This window comes from Emticicia fontis, assembly GCF_054779675.1.
Genome location: NZ_BAAGXU010000051.1, coordinates 73,850 through 96,653, shown reverse-complemented (window position 1 = coordinate 96,653; position 22,804 = coordinate 73,850). Strand labels below are relative to the sequence as shown.

Here is a 22,804-nt window from a genome sequence, read left to right as displayed (position 1 = left end):
CAATCAAATTTTATGGAGCCAAAGCCGCATAGGAATATCTATTCTTACATCCGGAAATCTATCACTTTTGTGCTTGAATCAAGTGCATTTGTTGGTATAGCAGTATTAGTCATACTTTTCTTGCTTGCCAGAAATTGCCATGCACAAATTGATTTTTCGAAAATACCTGCCAACGAAAAATTTAGCAATAACCGGGCAGCAATTGCCGTAAAGAATGTATTGCTGGTACAACGTGATGAGGAATTAGACTGTACCTGGAAAACTTCGCACGCACAGCTTGGAGGTATGTTAGATACCCAAACACAGGATTTTCTGAACGACTGGCTGTCGGGTATGACTTACTTTGGTAATTGTGAGGGCGACAAAGAATGTTATGATTTTCAGTCGTATCATTTTTATTATAAAGTAACCAGAGTAACTCACTTACAGAACGATCTATTGGGGTTTTATCTGCAAGAGGGTAATTGCAAAGACGAAAAATCTTATTGCCTTGAAAATCAGGACTGGGAAATATATGACCTCAGAAGAAAACAATTTTTGCAGGAGGGCGATATTCTCCGTCAGGACGAAAAGGCACAGGCAGCTTTTTTTGCAGCTATCGAAAAGAAAGTAAATAAACTCAAGCTAACACTGGTAAAAGACTGGAAAGTCTATACACGTCAGATGGGTTTAGACAACAATAATCTGGTTGTGTACCTGAATAACGATATTTTAAATAATATGAAAGGGGTAGCTATACGATTCAGGATGGATGAAGTAGAAAACCTGCTTGTACCCTGCTTTGCCAACAGACTGAAAAATAAAGCCTGTGAGGAGACTAACCCGCTCTTTACAGAGCAACATATACTAAAGAACTAGTATCTACTCATGGTAGAAATATTTAGATTCGTATGAAGAAAAAGGATAGGCATTGCCTGTCCTTTTTTCTGATATATATCATATTATGAAGTATATATGCTCATAAAATGCGGGTGATGGCTGTTTTAGTTTTGTAGTATCAAATTAAACGACACTACAACATGAAAAAGATACTTCTTCCAACCGATTTCTCTGAAGCTTCAGACAAAGCCATTGCCTATGCTTTCAATCTGTTTAATCATACACCTTGCGAATTTACTTTGATGCATGCCTATGATACTTTTCCGGGAGGAGGCGCACCTGAACTTGCCTATGTGATGATTGATGAGATGTATAATAAGGCAAAAAAAGAAATCGCAGAATATATTGAAGCTGCCAAACAATTAGATATCGAGAGAATACATACATTCAAGGCAGAATTAGTTTCTGGTTCTCCGGCAAGCGCCATTCAGATTCTCCAGCAAAGCCACGAGTATGATTTTGTAGTTGTAGGAGCCACGGGCAAAGGCAACGATATCCTTTTCGGAAGTACCGCTACCGATGTAATCAGAAACGTAGCTGCCAATACCATCGTTGTTCCTGTTAAAGCAACATTTGAACCCATCAGAAATATAGTTCTGGCTGTGGATTATAAACCTATTCATTCATTCAGTGAATTAGATGGGCTAAAAGAATTATTACTTCAACAAACAGCAACACTCACTTTACTGACAGTGCTGAAAGACAGTCAATTTCCTACTGAACTGGATGGCCTGCTGAAATATGAATACCATGATTATTTCAAAGGGGTAGGCATAATAGACTATCAATTGCGTGCCGATAATGCCGAAGAAGGTATTATTGAATACCTGAGCAATCATGAGGCAGATATGCTGGTGATGCTTACTCGTCATCATTCATTTTTTGATGTGATCTTTAATCGTTCTGTGACCCGCAAATTTGCTTTCAATCCTGCAATTCCATTATTGAGCATTTATGATGATGCCCATGCGGAAGTGCCTGAACATGAATTGGTTACTTTTTAATTGACCTTTTATTACTCTAAAACTATAAGAAATGGATAAGTATTCACAACTAAGCCATACGCATTTTCAATACAGATTATGGCGGAATGAGCTAGCATTAATGCAGCAGGAAACCGATTTCTTCCTGACCATTGTGGAAGAAATACCTACGCTTGAAAACAAAGCCAGAGAAACTGAACAGGGCTGGTTTATCAATCAGTTTCATCATTTTCAGCGATTAATCAAACAGATAAAAGTAGAACTGAACAGTGTTGAGAACGGACTGGCGCAGGGAGTATTGCAAGACAATATTCTGGACAAAGAGCAAAAACTTGATTTTCAGTACCTAAAAGAAGAAATGGACTATTTTGAACAGGATTATCGGTCTGTAAAGACTAAGTTCAGGGCATTTATTGCCAATTCTGAAACGATAGGCATTGACTAAAAGTGTCATCGACTCCTCTCCAGAATTATGACGAATGTCATATTTCCATCAAATGCTGGTCATGTTTTACGCATACGGCTAGCAGTAATTTTACGCCATCAAAGTTTTTAAAACTCAAATTTCTATGCAGTCTATTACGCAGCCCGAACCAGTTGGGACATTAGAACGATTTGAATATGATAATAAAATCGTAAAAGCCTTTCTGGTCGTAACAGTCATTTTTGGTTTAGTTGGTATGTTAGCTGGCTTAACACTGGCTGTTCAACTTTTCTGGCCCGGAGCCAATTTTGAGAACCCTCATGTAACTTTCGGGCGTTTAAGACCTTTACACACCAATGCCATTATTTTCGCTTTCGTGGGTAATGCCATGTTTGCAGGTATCTATTACTCTTTGCCAAGGTTGCTCAAAACTCCGATGTTTAACAAAACCCTATCGTGGGTTCACTTCTGGGGTTGGCAGTTAATTATTCTGGCAGCGGCCATTACTCTGCCTTTGGGTATGACCACCAGTAAAGAATATGCCGAACTGGAATGGCCTATTGATATTGCAATCACCTTAGTATGGGTTGTTTTTGCAATTAATATGTTCGGTACTATCATCAAACGTCGCGAACGCCATATGTATGTTGCCGTTTGGTTTTACATTGGTACAGTAGTAACGGTAGCGCTCCTGCACATTGTCAACTCATTAGAATTACCAGTATCATGGACAAAAAGTTATTCGCTCTATGCAGGTGTTCAGGATGCCCTGGTGCAATGGTGGTATGGACACAATGCAGTGGCTTTCTTCCTGACAACGCCTTATCTGGGTCTGATGTACTACTTCTTGCCAAAAGCAGCCAATCGCCCCGTATACTCCTATAAGTTATCAATCATTCACTTCTGGTCTTTGATATTTATCTATATCTGGGCTGGTCCTCACCACTTGTTATATACCTCATTGCCAGACTGGGCACAAAGCTTAGGAACGGTGTTCTCTATTATGTTGATTGCTCCATCCTGGGGAGGTATGTTGAATGGTCTTTTAACCCTGCGTGGTGCCTGGGATAAAGTACGCGAAGATCCGGTTCTTAAATTCTTTGTGGTAGCCGTAACGGCTTATGGTATGGCAACCTTTGAAGGGCCGATGCTTTCTTTGAAAAACGTAAATGCTATTTCTCACTTTACCGACTGGACAATCGCCCACGTACACGTAGGAGCTTTAGGTTGGAATGGTTTCATGATATTTGGTATCTTATATTATCTGATACCACGTATGTATCAGACAAAATTGTACTCTAAAACTTTGACTAACACCCACTTCTGGCTAGGTACTTTAGGGATTATTTTCTATGCTTTGCCAATGTACTGGGCTGGTTTTACTCAAAGTCTGATGTGGAAAGAGTTTACACAAGATGGTTTCCTGGCCTATCCGAACTTCCTGGAGACCGTAACGCAGATTGTGCCATTGTACATGCTAAGAGCGGTTGGGGGCACCATGTATCTGATAGGAACACTGGTAATGATATATAACCTGCTTAAAACTGCTGGTCAAGGTACGTTTGTGCCTGCTGAATATGCTGAAGCTCCTGCACTTGAAAAACACGTAAAAGTAACAGGTGGCAACTGGCACTCAGTTCTGGAACGTAAACCTGTCATCTTTACTGGTTTAGCCCTCATTGCTGTAATTATTGGTGGTGTGATAGAGTTTGTGCCGACAGCGCTGATTGATTCTAATATACCGACAATCGATGCTGTAAAACCTTACACCCCTCTTGAACTTACCGGACGTGATATTTATATAAAAGAGGGTTGTGTAGGGTGCCACTCGCAGATGGTTCGCCCGTTCAGGTCAGAAACCGAGCGTTATGGCGAATACTCAAAAGCCGGAGAGTTTGTGTATGACCATCCGTTCTTATGGGGTTCAAAACGCACCGGGCCAGATTTGCACAGAGTTGGCAAGAAATATCCTGATAGCTGGCACTATAACCACATGATGGACCCAACTACCATGTCGCCAGGCTCAATTATGCCACCTTACCCTTGGCTTCTGGAGAATAATTATGATAAAGAATTATTGCCTGCCAAGATAAAAGCCATGCGTACCCTGGGTGTACCATACCCAGATGGCTATGAAGATATAGCCGTAGCAGAAGCAGAAAAACAAGCCAATGAAATTGCTAAAAGTCTGGCTGATGCGAAAATCAAAACCAGTAGCGATAAGGAAATCATAGCATTGATTGCCTATCTGCAAAGACTAGGTACTGATATTAAAACAACAAAGTAGGTCTCAAAACCTAATCAAATAAAATTTACGACCATGTTTAAACATTATTTCGAGCAAATAGACGGGGTAAGTATCTACCCGATTTTCTCACTACTGGTTTTCTTTTTCTTCTTTCTGGGCTTAGGTTGGTATGTATTCAAATTCGATAAAAAGAAATTGCAACACATAGAAAATCTGCCATTGGATGGAGCAGAATCGCAAGGTCTGAATTAAGCTTTCAAGAAATTTTAAACAATATCTGTTTATGGGAACATTTATCAAATCAGGCGATGAACTCATTCAACTTCTGATACTAATTATATTGATTCTGACGGCAATTGTACTGCTCTTTATTGTAGTGAATATGTACAGTGTCATTCACCGGATTATAGCCGAAAAAGAAGGAAAAACATTTGAACCCTTCAGTTTTAAAAAATGGTGGCAGAGGGAGTCAGGAACCAGCATTCCGCTCGAAAAAGAAGAAGCCATCCTGTTACACCATAACTATGACGGCATTCAGGAGCTCGACAACCACTTGCCACCTTGGTGGGTGAAGATGTTTTATGCAACTATTGTCTTTTCAATTGTTTATCTGGGCATTTATCATATATGGAATGTCACACCTTTACAGATAGAGGAATACCAGATATCGATGGATGAGGCTAAAAAAGAAGTAGAACTGTATCAATCAAAAATGGCTAATACCATTGATGAAAAAACAGTAAAACTATTGGTGACAGACACCAAGACTGTCAGTAGCGGAAAAGATATTTTTACAGCCAAATGTGTGGCTTGTCACGGACAAGCCGGAGAGGGTGGAGTAGGCCCTAACCTGACTGATGAATATTGGTTACATGGCGGAAGTATCAACGATATATTTAAAACTGTAAAATATGGAGTACCTGAAAAGGGGATGATTTCATGGCAGGCTACGCTGAAACCAAACGAAATACAGAGTGTAAGTAATTATATCTTGTCAATTCAGGGGTCAAACCCTGCCAATGCCAAAGCTCCACAAGGAGAAAAAGCTACGGCAAGTGCTGACTCAACCAGCGCCAAACCAGTAGCAAAGTTATAAAACCATCTCGTAGACTGCTAACACGAGTATATCAGATAGAGACAGGAAGAATTAAAATGACAGCAAAGTGAGCAATTTAGATTTTATAGATGAGGCCTACCGTGACAGCATAGCCACAGTAGACAGCCAGGGGAAGAGAGTTTGGGTATATCCGAAAAAACCAAGTGGGCACTATCATAATTATCGTATTATAGCTACCATCGTTTTTTTGAGCTTGTTTTTCGTGGGGCCATTCATTAAAATCAATGGACAAGCCTTATTAATGATTAATATCTTCGAGCGCAAGTTTGTCTTGTTCGGACAATTATTCTTGCCGCAGGATTCGGTCATTTTTAGTGTGGGTCTGCTTACTTTCTTTGTTTTTATTATTGTTTTTACGGTTGTCTATGGGCGTTTCTGGTGTGGTTGGGCTTGTCCGCAAACAGTATTTATGGAAATGGTTTTCCGCAAAATTGAATACTGGATTGAGGGTGACCGCAAACAACAGATTGCACTCAGCAAAGCCCCCTGGACTGCCGAAAAAATAGCAAAAAAAGGAGGCAAAAGGCTAGTCTTTCTTCTGATCTCTATTCTGATTGCTCATACTACAATGGCCTACCTGATAGGCATAGAGGCAACCAGAGAGATTATTACCCAATCGCCAACTGAACACCTGACAGGATTTATCGGCTTGGTGGCTTTTACCGGAATTTTCTATTATGTGTTTGCTGTGCTTCGCGAGCAGGTCTGCACTTCTATTTGCCCGTATGGCCGCTTGCAAGGAGTGTTGATGGGAAGGAATACCATCAATATTATTTATGACTGGGTACGTGGCGAACCGAGAGGTAGAATTAATAAGCATGAGCCTGTGGCTGCTTCTGCACCAAAGGGCGATTGCGTGGATTGTAAACTCTGCGTGCAGGTATGTCCGATGGGTATTGATATTCGGAATGGCGCTCAATTGGAATGTACCAATTGCACGGCTTGTATTGATGCCTGTGATGAGGTGATGATTAAAATCGATAAACCTACGGGCTTAATCAAATTCGGTTCGGTAGAAAGTATTGAGAAGCGAGTACCATTTAAATTATCATTCAGAGCTTATGCGTATTCAGTAGTTCTGTTATTGCTGATAGGTATTGAAGCATTTTTATTATTGAGCCGCTCAGCCATTGAAACAACCATAATGCGGGTACCGGGCCAGATGTATCAGGAACAACCCAACAATAAAATAAGTAACCTATACAACGCCCAGATTGTCAATAAAAGCAACGAAGTGATGGAGGTATCGCTGAAAGTAGAAGATAATCAGGGTACAATCAGATTGATAGATGGCAAAAAGACCATAAAAATAGGTAAAGAGAGTAAGGCAGATGTAGTATTCTTTTTAGAAATGGATAAGGCTGCCATCAAGAAAATCAAAACCAATCTGGCCATTGAAGTATGGCAGGGAGATGATAAACTTGAAACGATTAAAACGACATTTCTAGGAACAATTGAGTGATTGAGCGATTGAGTGATTGAGTGATTATTTTTTATAATCAGCAAATTCAAAAGTTCATGTGACTCATAGCTAAATCATTGTACAAAACGATTAATCACTCAATCACTAATTCGCTCAATCACTAAATATTTATACGCATGAACTTCGGACATAAAATCGGGATTTTTTATATGCTCTTTGTAATTTTCATGATTACACTGGTAGCACTTTGTGTAAAACAGAAAGATATTTCTCTGGTGAGTAATGATTACTATAAACAGGAAATAGACTATCAGGCTGAAATTGAGAAGCAGCACAATGCTGAGGAATTGACAAGCCCGATACAGATAGCTTACACCGGCGAAACCCAACAGTTGACTATTAGTCTTCCGCAAGAGCAGGTAGGTGCAACTGGAAAAGTAAAATTCTATCGCCCGTCAGATGCTAAAAAGGATTTTAGTGTTGATTTAGCTTTGAAAGAAACAGGTATGCAGGAAATTCCTGTCAATCATCTGGCTAAGGGGCTTTGGGTAGTGAAAATAGAATGGGAAAAAGCCGGAAAGGCGTATTTGAAAGAGCAAAAAATTGTGTTATAACCATGTTGTATTCGGCGTTGATATTGGGTTTTGCGGGGAGTTTGCACTGCATGGGTATGTGCGGGCCTATCTCTATGCTTTTACCCGGCGATAAATCAAAACGAGGCCGATACATTCTGGGGCGTTTAATTTATAATCTCGGTCGGATATTTACTTATAGTATTTTAGGACTTTTGATAGGCTTAGTAGGGGAGCAGATTGCCTTGTTCACTTCTCAAAAAGCCCTGTTTATTATTGTGGGTAGTCTGATACTGCTTGCTTTTATCTTACCTGCCCGCTGGTTAAAATCTTTAGATGTATTACCCTACGTAAGCAGACTAAGCAACTTTATTAAATCTACACTATCAGTTTTCTACAAAAAGCATACATTATTTGCTCAATTAGTTTTTGGCGTACTCAATGGTCTATTACCCTGCGGGCTGGTATATGCAGCCTTAAGCGGTGCTTTCCTGATGAGCGAAGCCTGGGAAAGTGTTTTATTTATGGCCTTATTTGGCTTGGGTACTTTGCCTATGATGCTAGGCTTTGCTTTTTTAGGCAATAATCTTCGTAAACTGATTCACTTTAAACCAAAAGTGGTTTATACCTGCTCTTATATCATTTTAGCCATCTGGCTTATTTTTAAAGGGGTTAATCTACCTGCTAATAATTTTGCTCACCATGATGCCAATGGGATTACTGTTTGTCATGGGAAGTGAGGCATAGCTAATCCAATAAATAAATTTTGATGTTAGGTTTTTAAATGAAAACTTTTTTTAGTCCCCCTTTAGGAGTTAGGGGCGATACTGCTTCTTATACTCCAAAGGCGTAATCCCTTTCACATTCTTAAAATGCCTGTAAAAATTAGAAAGATTATTAAACCCACTCTCAAAACAGATAATTTCTATACTTAACTTATTTTCAACCAATGCCCTGCACGCATGGCTTACTCTGATTTCGGTCAGGAAGTCGTTGTAGGTCTTGTGAGTCATCAGTTTGAAATACCGACAGAAAGAAGTGGTGCTGAGATTGGCAATGGCTGCGATGTCTTCCAGTCTTATATCTTTGGCATAATTGGCCAGGGTATAACTACAAACATTATTCAGCCTGACTGTTTCCATTTCATTCGACTGATAGAAGGTATTAGCTGCTGTAATCATCTCCATTTCATCCGATTCTGTCAATAATTCCAGAATAGATAAGAGAATAATCAGGCGTTGCAGAGGGCTAGCCAGCAGTGCTGAGTGCATCAGGTCTTTGAGTTGCTGGGCTGACTCTCCTTTGATTATTAACCCTTTCTTGGCCTTTTCATAGAGTTTCTTAATAGCATAGGCTTCACTTAAATTTAAGAATTCATTGCCCAGGCAATCAGGTTTGAATTGCATTACTATTGCTTCGATTTGTAAATCTGTATTGCCCTGAAAATATTCGTGGTTACAACGCCAGGTATGGGGTAAGTTCTCACCTAAAAGCAGCACCTCGCCAGCAGTAAAGTTGCTGACATTATCACCAATAAACCTGACACCCTCGCCTCTGATCACATAGTGCAATTCCAATTCGGGATGATAATGCCAGATAGTACCAAAATTTGGTTTAGTATCATGCCTGATGCTAAACGACTGCTCGGTATTACTTGGTACTTTATGAAAATGAGGCTTCATCTATGAAAATTATTTATGATAATATCGTACAATGATTGGTAAATAGTCTATAAAAAGCTTGTATTTTTATCCCTTATCTTTGTAAAGTTAAATAAAATATTCGCCGGATTATAGAAAATACACATTGAGCTAAAAAACGATGTATATTTTTATCATAATACTCCCGAACAGCTTATTTGTCCTATTGAATCTTTTGACACCTAACACATGAACCTGACAACACTCCCTGTTATTGACCTTGCCATCATTTTTGCTTATCTGGCCGGAATGATTATAATAGGGGTTTATTTCTCAAGAAAGACTGAAAACGCCGACCAGTTTACTACCGCTTCGGGTAAGATTCCCGGTTGGGCAATAGGCATATCAATTTATGCCACTTTTCTGAGCAGTAATACTTTTCTGGGAGTGCCAGGTAAAGCTTTTGGGAGCAACTGGAATTCATTTGTGTTTAGCTTGTCAATGCCAGTAGCGGCGTGGGTAGCGTCACGTTATTTTGTGCCGTTCTATCGGAGTACTGGTGAGGTTTCGGCCTATACCCATCTGGAGCATCGCTTCGGGCCTTGGGCAAGAACCTATGCCGTAGTGTGTTTTCTGCTCACGCAGCTGGCCCGTATGGGTTCAATTTTCTTCGGTATCGCCCTGAGCTTACAGGCTCTTACAGGCTATTCGATGGAAAGCGTTATGATTGTAGTAGGTATATGTATTATTATTTATACCGTAATGGGAGGCATGGAGGCCGTCATCTGGACGGAAGTAGTACAAGGGGTCGTGAAAACCCTTGGCGCATTAATTATACTGGTGCTGGTCATCCAAGGGATGCCCGGAGGCGTCAGTCGTATCATTGAAATCGGTCAGGCAGACGATAAATTCAGCCTGGGCAGCCTTATTCCCGACTTTACTCAATCCACATTCTGGGTAGTATTATTATATGGTTTCTTCATGAACCTTAATAATTTCGGTATGGACCAGAATTACGTGCAGAGGTACCATACTACTACTTCTGTCAAAGAAGCCACCCGTTCAATCTGGCTTTGTGTGTATTTGTATCTGCCAGTTTCGTTGATGTTTTTCGTGATTGGCTCATGCTTATATGCCTATTACCAGAGCAATCCTGATTTGCTGAATCAGGTAAGAATGCAGGTAGCTACCGAACGCCTACCTGGTGGTAGCAGCGATGCTATCAGCCAGTTAGCCTCAACTTTAAGTGCCGCCGATATCGGCGACAAAGTAATGCCGCATTTTATGGTCAATAAAATTCCTGCTGGTTTGCTGGGATTAATCATCGCAGCTATTATGTCGGCAGCTATGAGTACCATCAGTTCGGGCATGAATGCTTCTGCTACGGTTTTCTCGGTAGATATCTACCAACGTTACATAAAACCAGATTTAACGGCTAAACAATCATTAAGATTGCTATACATTGCTACAACGATGTTTGGCGTATTAGGTATGCTTACCGGTGTAGCCATGATTGGCGTGAAGAGTGTATTAGACATCTGGTGGATGCTCTCAGGTATTTTTGCAGGAGGCATGTTAGGCTTATTTCTTTTAGGCATGATTGCCAGAAAAGCAAAGAATGCCGAAGCAATCATTGCAACCATCATTGGTGTATTAGTTATCTGTTGGATGACCTTTTCAAAACAGATACCTGATGCCTATGCAGCTTTGCGTAGCCCTTTCCACCAGAATATGATTATGGTGATAGGTACCCTGACTATCTTCCTGACGGGTGTACTGATAACTAAACTAAAGACAAAATAAGAACTACCTCAATTTTTTGAAAATATAAGATTATGGCTTCCACCAATTCACTACCACAAGGCTTTATTCCTGTTATGCTCACACCATTTGATGAGTCAGGAGCAATTGACCATGCAGGACTTTCGGTTCTGACAGATTACTATATGCAAGCAGGTTCAGCCGGATTATTTGCTAACTGTCTGTCGAGCGAAATGTATGAACTGACAAATGAAGAGCGTCTGGCTATTACCAGACAAGTGGTTGACCAGGCCGCAGGACACATTCCGGTAGTATCAACAGGAACACTGGGAGGTAGCATAGCCGAGCAGGCAGATTTTGTAAAAAGAATCTATGATACAGGCGTGCAAGCCGTAATTGTGATTTCGAGCCAGATTGCCAATGCAGATGAATCAGATGATATATTTGTAGAGCGCATGGAAGAACTCATGCACCTGACACCTGAAATCCCATTAGGTTTCTATGAATGTCCGGTTCCTTATAAACGCCTGATAAATTCTGATACATTAGCCAGATTATTGCCTTCTAAACGTTTGATTTATCACAAAGATACCTGTCTGGATGCCGCAGAAGTAGAGCGTCGCCTGGCAGTTGCAAAAGGATATAATTTCGGTTTATATGATGCCTACATGGTAAATGCCACATCATCTTTAAAGGCAGGAGCATCAGGACTATCATGTATTCAGGGCAATATTTATCCTGAGCTGATTGTCTGGATTTGCGAGCATTTTAACGATAATTCGGCCGAATCAGAAAAAGTACAGCAGTTTTTCAATGATTCGATGGAAATAGTACACTCTGCTTATCCGACGATTGCCAAGTATAGTCTGATGAAAAGAGGTTTCCCGATTTCAACATATACACGTAGAAATGTGGAGCCATTAACAGACGACCTGAAAGTAAAAATGGATGAATTGTTAGTAACGATAGATCAATTACATGACGAACTGGGAATCAAGCCTGTATACCAGCAATCAATGGCCTTGATTTCTTAAACTTTGTATCACCTTCCTCTTTATAATAGTTTTGTTCTTAGAGTATAAAGCCAATAATAGCTCAAGTATATTTGGCAGGCTTAAGCCCCTCTCTCCAACAATGGGGAGAGGGGCTTTTTTTTGTCCCCTCCCCATTGTTGGAGAGGGCCAGAGTGGGGTTAACACAGCGCAGTCAATTCCAAAGATTATTTGGTTATTAAACTTTCAGGACTAACCCTTTTTATTGGTATAGTTTTGTATAGTAACTTTAGGTAACGAATTGGAATTAATTTGTGTTAGTAGTCAAAAGACCGAATACAACATGAGTAAACTGAAATTAGGAGTACTAGACCAATCAATCGTAACACAAGGTAAAACAGCCGTACAGGCGATAGATGAAACCATAGCTACCGTAAAATTAGCCGAAAAATTAGGATACAGCCGTTTCTGGGTATCTGAGCACCATAATTCTTCTTTTATTGCAGGCTCAACGCCAGAGGTATTGATGGTAAAACTGGCCGACGAAACCAAACGTATCCGCATCGGGTCGGGTGGGATTATGTTGCCTAACCATAGTGCCTTGAAAGTAGCCGAGAATTTCAGAATGCTGGAAACACTTTTTCCGGGTCGGATTGATTTAGGAATGGGCAGAGCTCCTGGTGGAGACAGAATTACGGCCGCTTTACTGAATCCCTCTAATGATTTTAATGAAGAAAGTTATCTTCAACAATTGGAATACCTCCAACGCTTTTTCAGAGATACAGCCGCTACCAAATACGGACCAATTCTGGCAGTTCCGCAATCACCAACCATGCCTACCCAATGGATATTGAGTTCGAGTGGGGGCAGTAGTAAAATTGCCGCGCAATTTGGTATGGGTCTGGCTATTGCCCGATTCATCAATGGCTTTGCACAGCCGGATATTGTAGAAACTTATCGCAAGAATTTTGAACCTTCTTCGCAATTCTCAAAACCTCACGCTTTAATGTCTATCTCGGTTTTGTGTGGAGAAACAGAAGAAGAAGCCCAAAAAATGCGCAAATTTCTAGACTATGTGCTGGTGCAGTTTGAGCAAGGTAAGTTCGATAACTTTGGTGATGAAGCATTTATTCAGAAATACCAGTTTACATTGGCCGAAGAAGAGCGTATTTATCGCAATAGAGGAAGGGTAATATCAGGCACAAAAGACGAAGTAAAAGAAAAATTAATCGCCCTTACCAACGATTTTGGTGTGGATGAAGTCATAGTATCAACGATGGCAAATAATTCGTTGAACCGCAAACGTTCGTTTGAACTATTAGCAGAGGCTTTTGAGTTAAAAGCGCTGGCATGATTTTTTTAGTTAATATGAATAGGGGTTTTTGTCCGTCAGACTGTCATCAGATAAAGGCAGGTAAAAGCATTGATTATATTCGTTTAAATAATTGCTTAATCTTATATTAGTTTTTAATTAAAAATGAGGATTTGAAGCGTAGAAAAGGTTTTATTGAGTAAATTCGAAATATGAAGCGTGCTTTGCCTGTGAATGACCCCCATTCACACACTATAAAAATTCCTATTATGACTTCTAAAATCCTAAGAGTAGCGTTAATTATTTCGGGTTGCATTATTTTGCTCTTAGGTGGGCTGGGGTTTTGGATATATTATAATCAGGCGACCTTATTTACAAAACTGAAAGAGATAGTAAACGAGAAGATTGACGGAACGCTTGAAGTAAAGGATTTCAAATTTACACCCTTTCAGAATGGCGTAGGCTTTACGTTTTCGCTGATTAATGTAAAACTCAAAGATAAATATTTCGATCAGCATCATACCTATCTGGTTGATGCTGCTTCAATCAACATTACATTAGAAACCCAGTCTTTGTTCAGAGGAAAAGTGTTGATACACAGCATGAAGTTTGCCAATGGTAAACTCAACGTATTTAAACGCAAAGACGGTTTTTCTAATCTTTCTATTTTTTCTTCTTCACACAAAAAAGATTCTACTGCTACAAAAAAAACAGATACAGGCACTTTTAAAGATCTGGAGGAAGTAACATTCAAAGATTTTAAGGTACAATATGCTGACTCACTGAAAGAGAAATTCTATGACGCAGATTTTCATCAGTTTGTGAGCAAGGTTGACTATGACGCTGGGGTCTGGAAGATGGAAACCAAAGGCGATGTATATTTCAAAGGCTTAGTCTTCAATCCTGACAGAGGAGGTTTCCTGACTAATCAGGAAGTTAAGCTGAACTTATCTACAAAGTTTCATGAAAAAGATAAAAAACTGATTGTCGGCCCGTCTGAAATTGAGTCAGCTACTAAGGATAAAATCAAAATCTCAGGAGAGTTTGATTTTAGTGAAGATAACCGCAATATCAAACTCAATTTTAAAACACAGGAGATTCGACTAGCCAGTGCCAGAAAATTATTGACTGAGCATTTATCAAACATATTGGGTCGTATCAAAATTGACCCATTAATATCGGCTGAGGTACAGCTCAATGGGAAAATGGGGGAGCGAATCCCGAGGATAGATATTAACTTCGATGCCCGTGATTTTGAATACCGGCTTCCGGTAGGACTACTGAAAGAATTAAGTACACAAGGCAATTTTACGAATCATGCCGATAGTACGAAACCTGTGGGTGATGCGAATACCAGAATTATTGGTAATAATGTTAAAGGTTTGTTTGAGACGATTCCGATAAATGGGAAAATAATGGTCAATGATTTAGAGCAGGCACTGGCTGAAATTGAGTGTACGCTAAACGCTGACCCGTCTTCGCTGAATGATTTACTGGATCCCGAGCGCTACAAGGTAAAAAAAGGGAATGCGCAAATGAAGCTCACTTATAAAGGCAATATCAAATCATTTTTCAATAAGGAGACAAAAAAACTTAATGGACTATTGTATGGGAGTGTATCTTTAAAAGATTTAGCCATTGTTTATTTACCGCAACAGGTAAAGATTGAGCAGATAAGAGGAGATATTGCTTTTACTGGCGAGGAGGTAAATATTCCCAATATTCAGATATTTGACGGGCAGAATAATTTATATGTGAATGGACGAATCACCGGATTCTTTCCTTATCTATATTTAGAAAATAGTCCGTTAAAAGCTTTAGTGAATATCAAGATACCAGACTGGCAGTTGAACTGGCTGAAAGTATTACTGAATCTTGACCATTCAAGACCTAAGCGGAATGGCAATTCAAAATTTGCTTTATCGACCTTATTAGATAAAGCCATCGATAATATTGAGGTGGATGCCACGCTCGAAGCTAAACGATTCAAATATAACAGGTTAACAGCACAGAACCTGAGAGGGAGAATGACCTTAAGCAGTCAGAAAGTTCACCTGCATAATTTCTCGATGAATGCTTTTGGTGGCACTTTCCAGATTTCCGGTGATGTAAATCAATTGCGCACGGGTAGACCAATTCAATTGAATGTAGATGCAAAACTGACTAATACGGATGTGAAATCGGTTTTCTCGTCTTTCAATAATTTTGGTCAATATACGATGACCGACAGGAATATTCAGGGGAGGCTTAACAGTACTTTTAAATTCAGTGCCGAGTTGAAAAATGACGTATCGCTGGTTCAGAACTCGGTTGATGGACTATTGAAAGTAGATTTACGAGATGCCGAGATTATTGATTTTGACCCATTTCTGAAAATGAAAAAACTTATTTTCAGAAAGCGTCCTCTGGAACATGTACTATTTGCGCCAATTGTACATGAATTTACGATTAAAGGGAAAGAAGTAGAGGTGAAAAAAATGCAGATCGAAAGCAATGTGATGACTTTCTTTCTGGATGGTATTTATAGCCTTGGTGATAAAACCGATTTGAATATCCAGATTCCTTTGAGTAATCTGCGTAAAAGAGATTCTACTTATCAGTTCAGGGATTATGACCCCGATAGCATCGGCTCCAATATCTTCCTGAAAGCCGTTGAAGAAAATGGCAAGATGAATATCAAATATGTGATGAAAAAGAAAGCCCGAAAGTTACCTTTCAGAGCTTTCCGATAAATATCTGTTTAGCTGTTCCAATCAAACGGTTAAAAGCAATGGTCTTGCCATCGTGCGAAATCACCAGATTTGTAGGTGAGGGCGTTGTAGACTCGGTTAATACTTTATAGCGTTTCTCGAATGGTTCATTGCCTATTTCGCAATTCACAATACTTCCATTGCAGACATAATAAAGGCTTTTACCCGATGGATGCCAACGGAAAAATCCTTCTACTTTGCTGGTATGAGCAGTAAGCTGCGTCAGATTCTTACCATCAGGATTAATCGTAAATATTTGCAGGATTCCTTTATCATCTTTTGCCAGAAAAGCCAATAATTGCCCATCAGGAGAGCTGCGGACAATCCCTGTGCAACCTGGCTGGCTAGTGTCAGCCGTATGTGTCAGGCGTCTTTGAACTGTGCCTTTAGGAGGCATAGGCATAGTAGTAGCTGTACCGGCTAGTGGCCCGGATTCTCCTGCCACATCAATTGCCTCTGGAATATCAACTATAAAAACCTCATCTACATTTTTACCGTTTTTATCTTTCACAGTTCCGATAAAAGCCCTTGCCATTTGTCTGGTACCGTCAGGCTTCTGATACCCCTTTGTACCAACCCAGCTATCACCGGCCGCATGGCTGATTTCATCTGACCCGGGAGTTGGATTAGGTGTTACTTTTACTACCAGCACGCTATACCATTCTCCTGAAATATTATCACCGTGAGCATCTTTTTCTAAAACTACCGGATTGATTTTTTTTGATACGCCAATCGTGCGCAGGTTATGCTTTTCATGGGTTGAATCTTCCAGGGCTTTCATCACGGCATCGTTATAAGTATAGCCAATCCATTGCCCGTCGCCGCTCCATTCGTGGCGGTGCGTGCCTCCACGTAAAGCGCCTTTGGTATAAGGTGCTGTAATATCGCGGGCATCCATAAAAATACGTTTGCCAGCCAGATTCTCATCTATTATCACACCAGTACGTCTCCATTGCTGATACGGATTCTCTTTGGTGATACTTGGTAGCCCATGAATAAAAACTACGGCATTTTCAACCGGAGAATAACTCACTGCCCCTGCGCCCGGTCCCCATACCTGATTGCCGGGGATTTCGTACACAATCTTCTTTTCGCCTGTTGAAATATTTACTTTTTCAATGCGGGCAGACTCCGCAATGCCTCCATCATCTGTTCTTGTATCATAGACCAGCCACGCATTATCAGGCGAGAAATTATCATTATTATCTAAATCATGATGATAAGCCGGGTCGTTGGTAATCTGTTTTTCTGTCATATACTCCGATTTTGTACAAGCTGATAATGAAAAAATAAAGCTTAAAAATAAATATTTCATAGGGGATAGTTTATTTGCTGATGACTATCTTTCGGGTTCTGGTCTGTCCGTTTTTCTGAATACATTTAATCAGATAAACGCCTGATGTATAATTGCTGAAATCGTATTGAATATTGTTCCGGCTTTTATCCATTTCGAGCGTATCAATCGTTTTTCCCTCCATCGTATAAATGATCAATTGCACAGCCAGCTTGTTTGGGTTACTTATTTCAACCATTCCGGCTGATGGGTTGGGAGAGATGTTGAAGGTGAGGAGTTCTGGTAGATTTTCGTTACTTAAAAGTGTTTCTTCTTTTAAAATAGTTATTAATTTTGATAAAGAACTAGTTCCGCACGCATTGGTTGCGTCTAGGCTAACCGTATAGTTACCTCCTTTATTATAAGTAATAGCTTCTGGGTTTCTGTTTTTACTATATTCACAATTATCAAAGTACCAGAAAAAACTTGAAATAGTCCCTTCAGATTTATTTTCAAAATTGAGTGTCTGCTCCTCTTGCTTTAAATCAAAATTGGCTTGCGGTTTTTGAGATTCTACTATCAATTTAGTTTGGGCTTCGTATGTACCTGTACATTCTCCTGTCAACGTACCTGTTACTTTATAGATACCCTCATCTTTTTTTTGTGGATTATAGAAATATATATAAGTGGTGTTTTCTTCAGAATTATCAGGTTTTTTCCAATTTAAGTATAGCCGTGACTGTGTATAAGTGAACTCGTAAAATTCTTGATTATTAGAATAAGTGGCATCTGAAAATTTAGGAGTCAATGGTGTATAATTATAATTATTCTGGCAAATTTGAGTGGTTTCCGGTAATGTTAGTTTAAATGGTTTTGCCTGACTAATATCAATTTGCTTTTCGACTTCAAAATTGCAGGCACCTTTTACAGTTGCTTTGGCTGTATAAATACCCTTTGATTGGGCATCTAGTATATTACCCACCTCGGTTTTATTGCTATCGAAAACCTTTATTTCTTTCCATGTTCTTCCTGCAATGTTATTAAAATTGGCATCTATGAGGGTTTTCCCATTGCATAATTTATCAATTACCCAATCTACTGTCGGTTCGCTTTCTACGAGTTTAATTCTTTTAATAGTTTCACTGGCGCATAATCCTTTGATGCTAACCTTAAACTCATATATTCCTACCTTACTTTTATCGAAGTTGTATATGGTGATACTACTATTCTCTGATTTAAAATTACTTGGACCTGTCCATTCATATTTAATTTCTGAATTAGCCGGATAACTTCCCGGTGCATCCTGGCTAAAATCATCAGGCTCATCGTATGGGTAAAAAGAGACTGTAGAACCTTTACAAATAGTTTGAAAATTAGGTAAAACAAATTCTGGAGCACTTATGATTGAAATATCGGTGCTACCTGTTGCAGTAGGACAACTATTGGAAGATACTATTACTTTATAGTTACCAGCTTGGTTTGGTTCAAAATTATTAATGATTACATCTGTACCATTAGCTTTAAAACCATTTGGCCCTTCCCATTGATAAAAATCATTAGCGCCTGAGGGGACTGAATTGGCTCTTAATTGGAGTGTTGACCCCTTGCACAATTTATTTTTTACGTCAAATACTACCTCACGTGAGGTGGCTACTTTAAGTTCTAATTTTGCTGTTGTTGTTTCTGCACATCCCTCTGCTTTAACTGTAAGTGTGTATGTTCCTTCTTTTGACTTATCGAAATTTTCTATTAATATTCGAGGGCCAGTGTCTGAGAAATTATTGGGCCCTTTCCATGAATAGGAGTGCGTGCTATTTATTGTGCTATTGACAATTAACGATTCTAGTATAGTACTTCCGGGGCAGTACATTTTCGTTTTTGATGTAACTACTGGTTTTTCTATGGGGGCTAAATAAAAATCTCTGTTTATTTTGCCAGTACACCCATTGGTCAGAGATATTTCGAGATGGTAAATACCCGATTGAGCTTTAGTAAAACCAGAGATAACCGGAGTTCTTTCATTACTATGAAAATTATTAGGTCCGGTCCAATTAAACGACAGATCACTGTTTTCATTACTAAAAAGTGACACCTTGGGTAAGGCAACACTCATACCTTCACAGAAATCTGGAATTGTTTCAAACAAGACACTAAAATTTATCAGTTGTGTAGTGATGAGAGCAAAAGAAGAGTCAATATTACTACAACCTCCTTCAAAATAAGCTGTAACTTTGTACACTCCAGTATTTTCTTCTTTGATATTTTGTATTTTTATTTGCTGCCCGTCCTGTGAAAAGCCATTAGGCCCTTTCCACACATATTTTGCCTGAACTCCAGAAATAGAAGGATTCGCTCTGAGAATTGCATCACCTCCTATACAGGAAGAGTAAGGATAGGTTGTAGTAACCTGAGCTTCTTTTTTTACGGTTATTTTTTTTGTGGCTTTATATGAACCTACACAAAATCTGGAGTAAGTAATAGTAGCTGTATAAACACCAGATTCTCGAACATTTTTTATAACAGGGTTTTCTTCATTACTTGAAAAGTTGTTTGGCCCAATCCAACTGACTGCTATTTTACTTTTATATGAAAATCCACCGTAAGGATCATCTCTTGGTTCTATATAATTTAATTGTGCATCGTTTCCTACGCAAACATTGCTTTCGAATAAATCTAAGGCTGGAAGTTTTACTACAACCTTCTTTTTTACTGTAACTGTTGTAGTGCCACAGTATTCCCGGGCATTCTGAAAAGTGATAGATAAGGTGTAGTCGCCTGCGTGCTTTGCACTTAAATTACTTAATTTTAAAGATGAATTACTGCTATTGACATTATTTGGCCCTGTCCAACGCCAGCTTTTTGCTACCCACGTTCCTTCATTATACGTATTTGCAATTAAAGTCATAGTTGACCCTTGACATAAACTTAAATCATTTGCGTATTCATCACCTATATCTTCATCATCGTTTGTTATTGAAGAAATGTAAACATTGGGATTAGGACATTTGCTTGTTTGAGCCAATGTAGTATAATTAGTCAGGAGCAAAACAAATAATAAAATTCTTTTCATATGGTAATTTTACAGTTAATACCACAAAAATAGATTTTTGTACCGATGAAATACTCTCTGTCCGAAAGATATTTCATCGGTATTTTTATACGATTTACTTCTCTGGTGCACTAATCACACCCTGATATCGGCCCAGCCAATAAGGCAATAACCAGATGTCTCCGGCACTGTGTTCTGAGGTACCATTGCCCCCCTTACGGTCAAGGTTAAAGGTATTGCCGTTATGGCGTTGAATCGGGCTTTCATCTGGCGGTAACACTTCTTTAATGGTCTGATTACGGAAGTTAGGGGCAATTTTCTCAATATCCTTACGATTGCTGTTTATAATCACCCAGTCAATCATATCTAAAGGATATTCTCTCAGATACCAGGCTGCCTCGTTTAAATCAAAGTCTTTGGTGCCTGTTATGGCCGTGAAAATATTCCAAGCTCCTTCTTTTTCAGGACGTTCTGCTTGCCAGTGGTCTATGATTGCTCTTTTATAAGCGGCTTTCAAAGTATCATTAAAAGCATAGCGGTACAAGCCCCAATAACCCACAAAATACATTTCATCATCCGAGTGATTCCAGCCATCTGACATATTTTTGGCGTGTGCGTCAGCATCGTCTGCAGCTCTTCCGATGATATTCATCGGGCGCATCAGGTTTTCGTAATAGCCATATTTCTTCATCAATTCAAAAGCCTTTTGCTTGTATTTCTCCTTTTTGGTGAAATGATAGGCTGTCTGAAGCATAGCTACGATATTTGAAGAATTAAGTTTTCTATCTCCTACATTGATAGGGAAAGAGTTTACATATTCTGGGTTCCAACGGCCCCATTGGGTTGGTTTGCCGTTATAATCAATCATATACATATTATTTTTCACAATATGGCTCATTAAGGTATCTATCAAAACAACTGCGCGTTTTTTGATAGTCGGTTCCTGAATCAATTCAGCCATTGCACCGAAAGCGAAGATATGACCGATAACCTCATCGCTACTTGTCGTAGACTTCCAGTCCCACTCAGGTTCTGGTGAATGTTGCCAACGCTCAGGATCAGATAATTGCTCGATATAACCTCTTCTCTCGAATGAACGCGACGGGAAACCCGGAATACCGTTGACTGTATATAAACGCTCCATGGCATCTAATGACTCAACACAGTTTTGTAGTGCTTCAGGGTCTTTGGTTACAGCATATCTGAATATCTCACCACCCAGATACATCGATGTCCATAAACCATCATTATCAGAATCAGACAAATAACCTGTAGATAGATTCCCTTTTTCCATGCGACTGATAGACGCATTGAAACCATTGCGGATATGGCGGCTACGCACTTGTTTGTCGTAGAACATGGCTTTATCATGCAAGGTCATTTTCTTGAAACAGATTTGTCCCAATCCTTCAGTGGTCAATACCAATACCGAGTTTTCAGGGCCTTCGGCAATATCGGTTACTACATTGCCCGGAAGCCAGCGTTCGCCATTATAAAAATCAAATTTGCCATCGGCGCGTAGGGCAAAAGCGCCACTGGTAGTACCAAACCAGAATTTATCACCAATCGCTTTAACGGCTGTAATTTCGGTAGCTGGTAATTTCTGGTTTTTAGAACTCATTTGTTTTTTCGTTGCATCAAGCGTAATAATACCATCGTTAGTACCAATGATAACTTTTTTACCGTTGGTGTCAAAAGAAGTAAAACCGCTTCCTTCATAAACCTTAGTCAGTTTTGAGCCTGATAAATTGGATAGTGATCTTTTACCTAAAATCCAGAAAGAATCGGTAGCGGCGTTATAACGGATGCTTACTACTTCATCACCGTCTAAAGAGCCTTTCCAAAGAGTATTGGCATCTTTTATTAATTGCAGAGATTTGCCATCTGATACCAGAAATGCAAAATCTTTACCACCTGCAAAAAGATTGGCTTTGTTTAAATCATGCTTGCTGAATAGTTTCCCTGCCCAGGCATTGCTTAAAACTGATCTGTTATCAAGCAATACAAACTGATTCTGGTAGCTACCTAAACCTTGTATTTTTTTATCGCCAAGTGTGCGGTAAGTTTTGTCAGGAACGATTGAGCCTGGGTATAAGAATTGTCCGTCATGCGGTTGTAGAATCCCTTCAGACGAAAAGATTTTGATAGAGCCGTTTCTATCGCTGGCCGCTTCAATCAGTTTGGTATTAGCAGATTTCAGGTAGTACTTGATGCTGTACTCCTGCCAGAAAGGTTTATCATGATATACTGGTTGTAATCTAGACGCCATTTGCTGTGCGTGGGAGGCAAATCCTATCAGCGATAATCCGATGAAAATGTAAGAAGATAACTTCATAAATATGTAAGGTAATTGATTAATGTGTGCGTAATTCTTGTGTATT

The 22,804-nt window shown here is 39.5% G+C and carries 17 protein-coding genes; 13 read left to right on the top strand and 4 right to left on the bottom strand.

Translation table 11 applies throughout. The features are described from left to right. Positions 1-12: 12 nt before the first annotated feature. The 9 genes from ACYVFA_RS21405 (at position 13) to ACYVFA_RS21365 (ending at position 8,386) form a co-directional block, all read left to right on the top strand. Positions 13-858 (top strand): hypothetical protein, encoded by an 846-nt coding sequence (locus tag ACYVFA_RS21405; RefSeq protein ID WP_460473906.1) that lies wholly within the window; start codon positions 13-15, stop codon positions 856-858. A 161-nt stretch (positions 859-1,019) separates the two neighbouring features. Further along, entirely contained in the window at positions 1,020-1,883 is an 864-nt protein-coding gene (locus ACYVFA_RS21400) for a universal stress protein (protein WP_460473905.1), read from the top strand. A 31-nt stretch (positions 1,884-1,914) separates the two neighbouring features. Next, positions 1,915-2,307: a hypothetical protein gene (locus tag ACYVFA_RS21395; protein ID WP_460473904.1), complete on the top strand. Its 393-nt coding sequence runs from the start codon at positions 1,915-1,917 to the stop codon at positions 2,305-2,307. Positions 2,308-2,431: 124 nt separating this feature from the next. After that, a complete protein-coding gene (gene ccoN, locus ACYVFA_RS21390) occupies positions 2,432-4,573 on the top strand; it encodes a bifunctional cbb3-type cytochrome c oxidase subunit I/II (protein ID WP_460473903.1) in 2,142 nt (713 codons plus the stop codon). A 33-nt stretch (positions 4,574-4,606) separates the two neighbouring features. Further along, positions 4,607-4,786 (top strand): CcoQ/FixQ family Cbb3-type cytochrome c oxidase assembly chaperone, encoded by a 180-nt coding sequence (locus ACYVFA_RS21385; RefSeq protein WP_460473902.1) that lies wholly within the window; start codon positions 4,607-4,609, stop codon positions 4,784-4,786. A 31-nt stretch (positions 4,787-4,817) separates the two neighbouring features. Beyond that, positions 4,818-5,630 carry a cytochrome c family protein gene (locus ACYVFA_RS21380; RefSeq protein WP_460473901.1) on the top strand — a complete coding sequence of 271 codons (813 nt, stop codon included), beginning with the start codon at positions 4,818-4,820 and terminating at the stop codon, positions 5,628-5,630. A 67-nt stretch (positions 5,631-5,697) separates the two neighbouring features. Then, positions 5,698-7,113: a CcoG/RdxA/FixG family protein gene (gene ccoG, locus ACYVFA_RS21375; RefSeq protein ID WP_460473900.1), complete on the top strand. Its 1,416-nt coding sequence runs from the start codon at positions 5,698-5,700 to the stop codon at positions 7,111-7,113. A 137-nt stretch (positions 7,114-7,250) separates the two neighbouring features. After that, a complete protein-coding gene (locus ACYVFA_RS21370; protein ID WP_460473899.1) occupies positions 7,251-7,688 on the top strand; it encodes a FixH family protein in 438 nt (145 codons plus the stop codon). Continuing rightward, positions 7,637-8,386: a sulfite exporter TauE/SafE family protein gene (locus ACYVFA_RS21365; RefSeq protein WP_460473898.1), complete on the top strand. Its 750-nt coding sequence runs from the start codon at positions 7,637-7,639 to the stop codon at positions 8,384-8,386. The genes ACYVFA_RS21370 and ACYVFA_RS21365 overlap by 52 nt, the downstream gene beginning before the upstream one ends. A 75-nt stretch (positions 8,387-8,461) precedes the next feature. Here ACYVFA_RS21365 and ACYVFA_RS21360 read toward each other — a convergent pair whose 3' ends face one another. Next, complete coding sequence (locus ACYVFA_RS21360; RefSeq protein ID WP_460473897.1) at positions 8,462-9,328, bottom strand: AraC family transcriptional regulator; 867 nt, start codon at positions 9,326-9,328, stop codon at positions 8,462-8,464. A gap of 213 nt (positions 9,329-9,541) precedes the next feature. Between ACYVFA_RS21360 and ACYVFA_RS21355 the strand changes: the two genes are divergently transcribed. The 4 genes from ACYVFA_RS21355 to ACYVFA_RS21340 all read left to right on the top strand — a co-directional run bounded on the left by ACYVFA_RS21355 (position 9,542) and on the right by ACYVFA_RS21340 (position 16,083). Beyond that, the gene (locus tag ACYVFA_RS21355; RefSeq protein ID WP_460474065.1) at positions 9,542-11,089 is read left to right on the top strand and encodes a sodium:solute symporter family protein; all 1,548 of its coding nucleotides are present in this window, start codon (positions 9,542-9,544) and stop codon (positions 11,087-11,089) included. 32 nt (positions 11,090-11,121) lie between these two features. Continuing rightward, entirely contained in the window at positions 11,122-12,081 is a 960-nt protein-coding gene (locus ACYVFA_RS21350) for a dihydrodipicolinate synthase family protein (protein WP_460473896.1), read from the top strand. Between the two features lie 301 nt (positions 12,082-12,382). Further along, positions 12,383-13,393 carry an LLM class flavin-dependent oxidoreductase gene (locus ACYVFA_RS21345; protein WP_460473895.1) on the top strand — a complete coding sequence of 337 codons (1,011 nt, stop codon included), beginning with the start codon at positions 12,383-12,385 and terminating at the stop codon, positions 13,391-13,393. 227 nt (positions 13,394-13,620) lie between these two features. Beyond that, entirely contained in the window at positions 13,621-16,083 is a 2,463-nt protein-coding gene (locus tag ACYVFA_RS21340) for an AsmA-like C-terminal region-containing protein (protein WP_460473894.1), read from the top strand. Here the strand turns inward: ACYVFA_RS21340 and ACYVFA_RS21335 are convergent. The 3 genes from ACYVFA_RS21335 to ACYVFA_RS21325 form a co-directional block, all read right to left on the bottom strand. Further along, entirely contained in the window at positions 16,067-17,416 is a 1,350-nt protein-coding gene (locus ACYVFA_RS21335) for a DUF3748 domain-containing protein (protein WP_460473893.1), read from the bottom strand. The two genes, ACYVFA_RS21340 and ACYVFA_RS21335, sit on opposite strands and share 17 nt — an antisense overlap. A 10-nt stretch (positions 17,417-17,426) precedes the next feature. Continuing rightward, positions 17,427-20,444 (bottom strand): T9SS type A sorting domain-containing protein, encoded by a 3,018-nt coding sequence (locus ACYVFA_RS21330; protein WP_460473892.1) that lies wholly within the window; start codon positions 20,442-20,444, stop codon positions 17,427-17,429. 94 nt (positions 20,445-20,538) lie between these two features. Continuing rightward, positions 20,539-22,758 carry a hypothetical protein gene (locus tag ACYVFA_RS21325; protein WP_460473891.1) on the bottom strand — a complete coding sequence of 740 codons (2,220 nt, stop codon included), beginning with the start codon at positions 22,756-22,758 and terminating at the stop codon, positions 20,539-20,541. Positions 22,759-22,804: the final 46 nt, after the last annotated feature.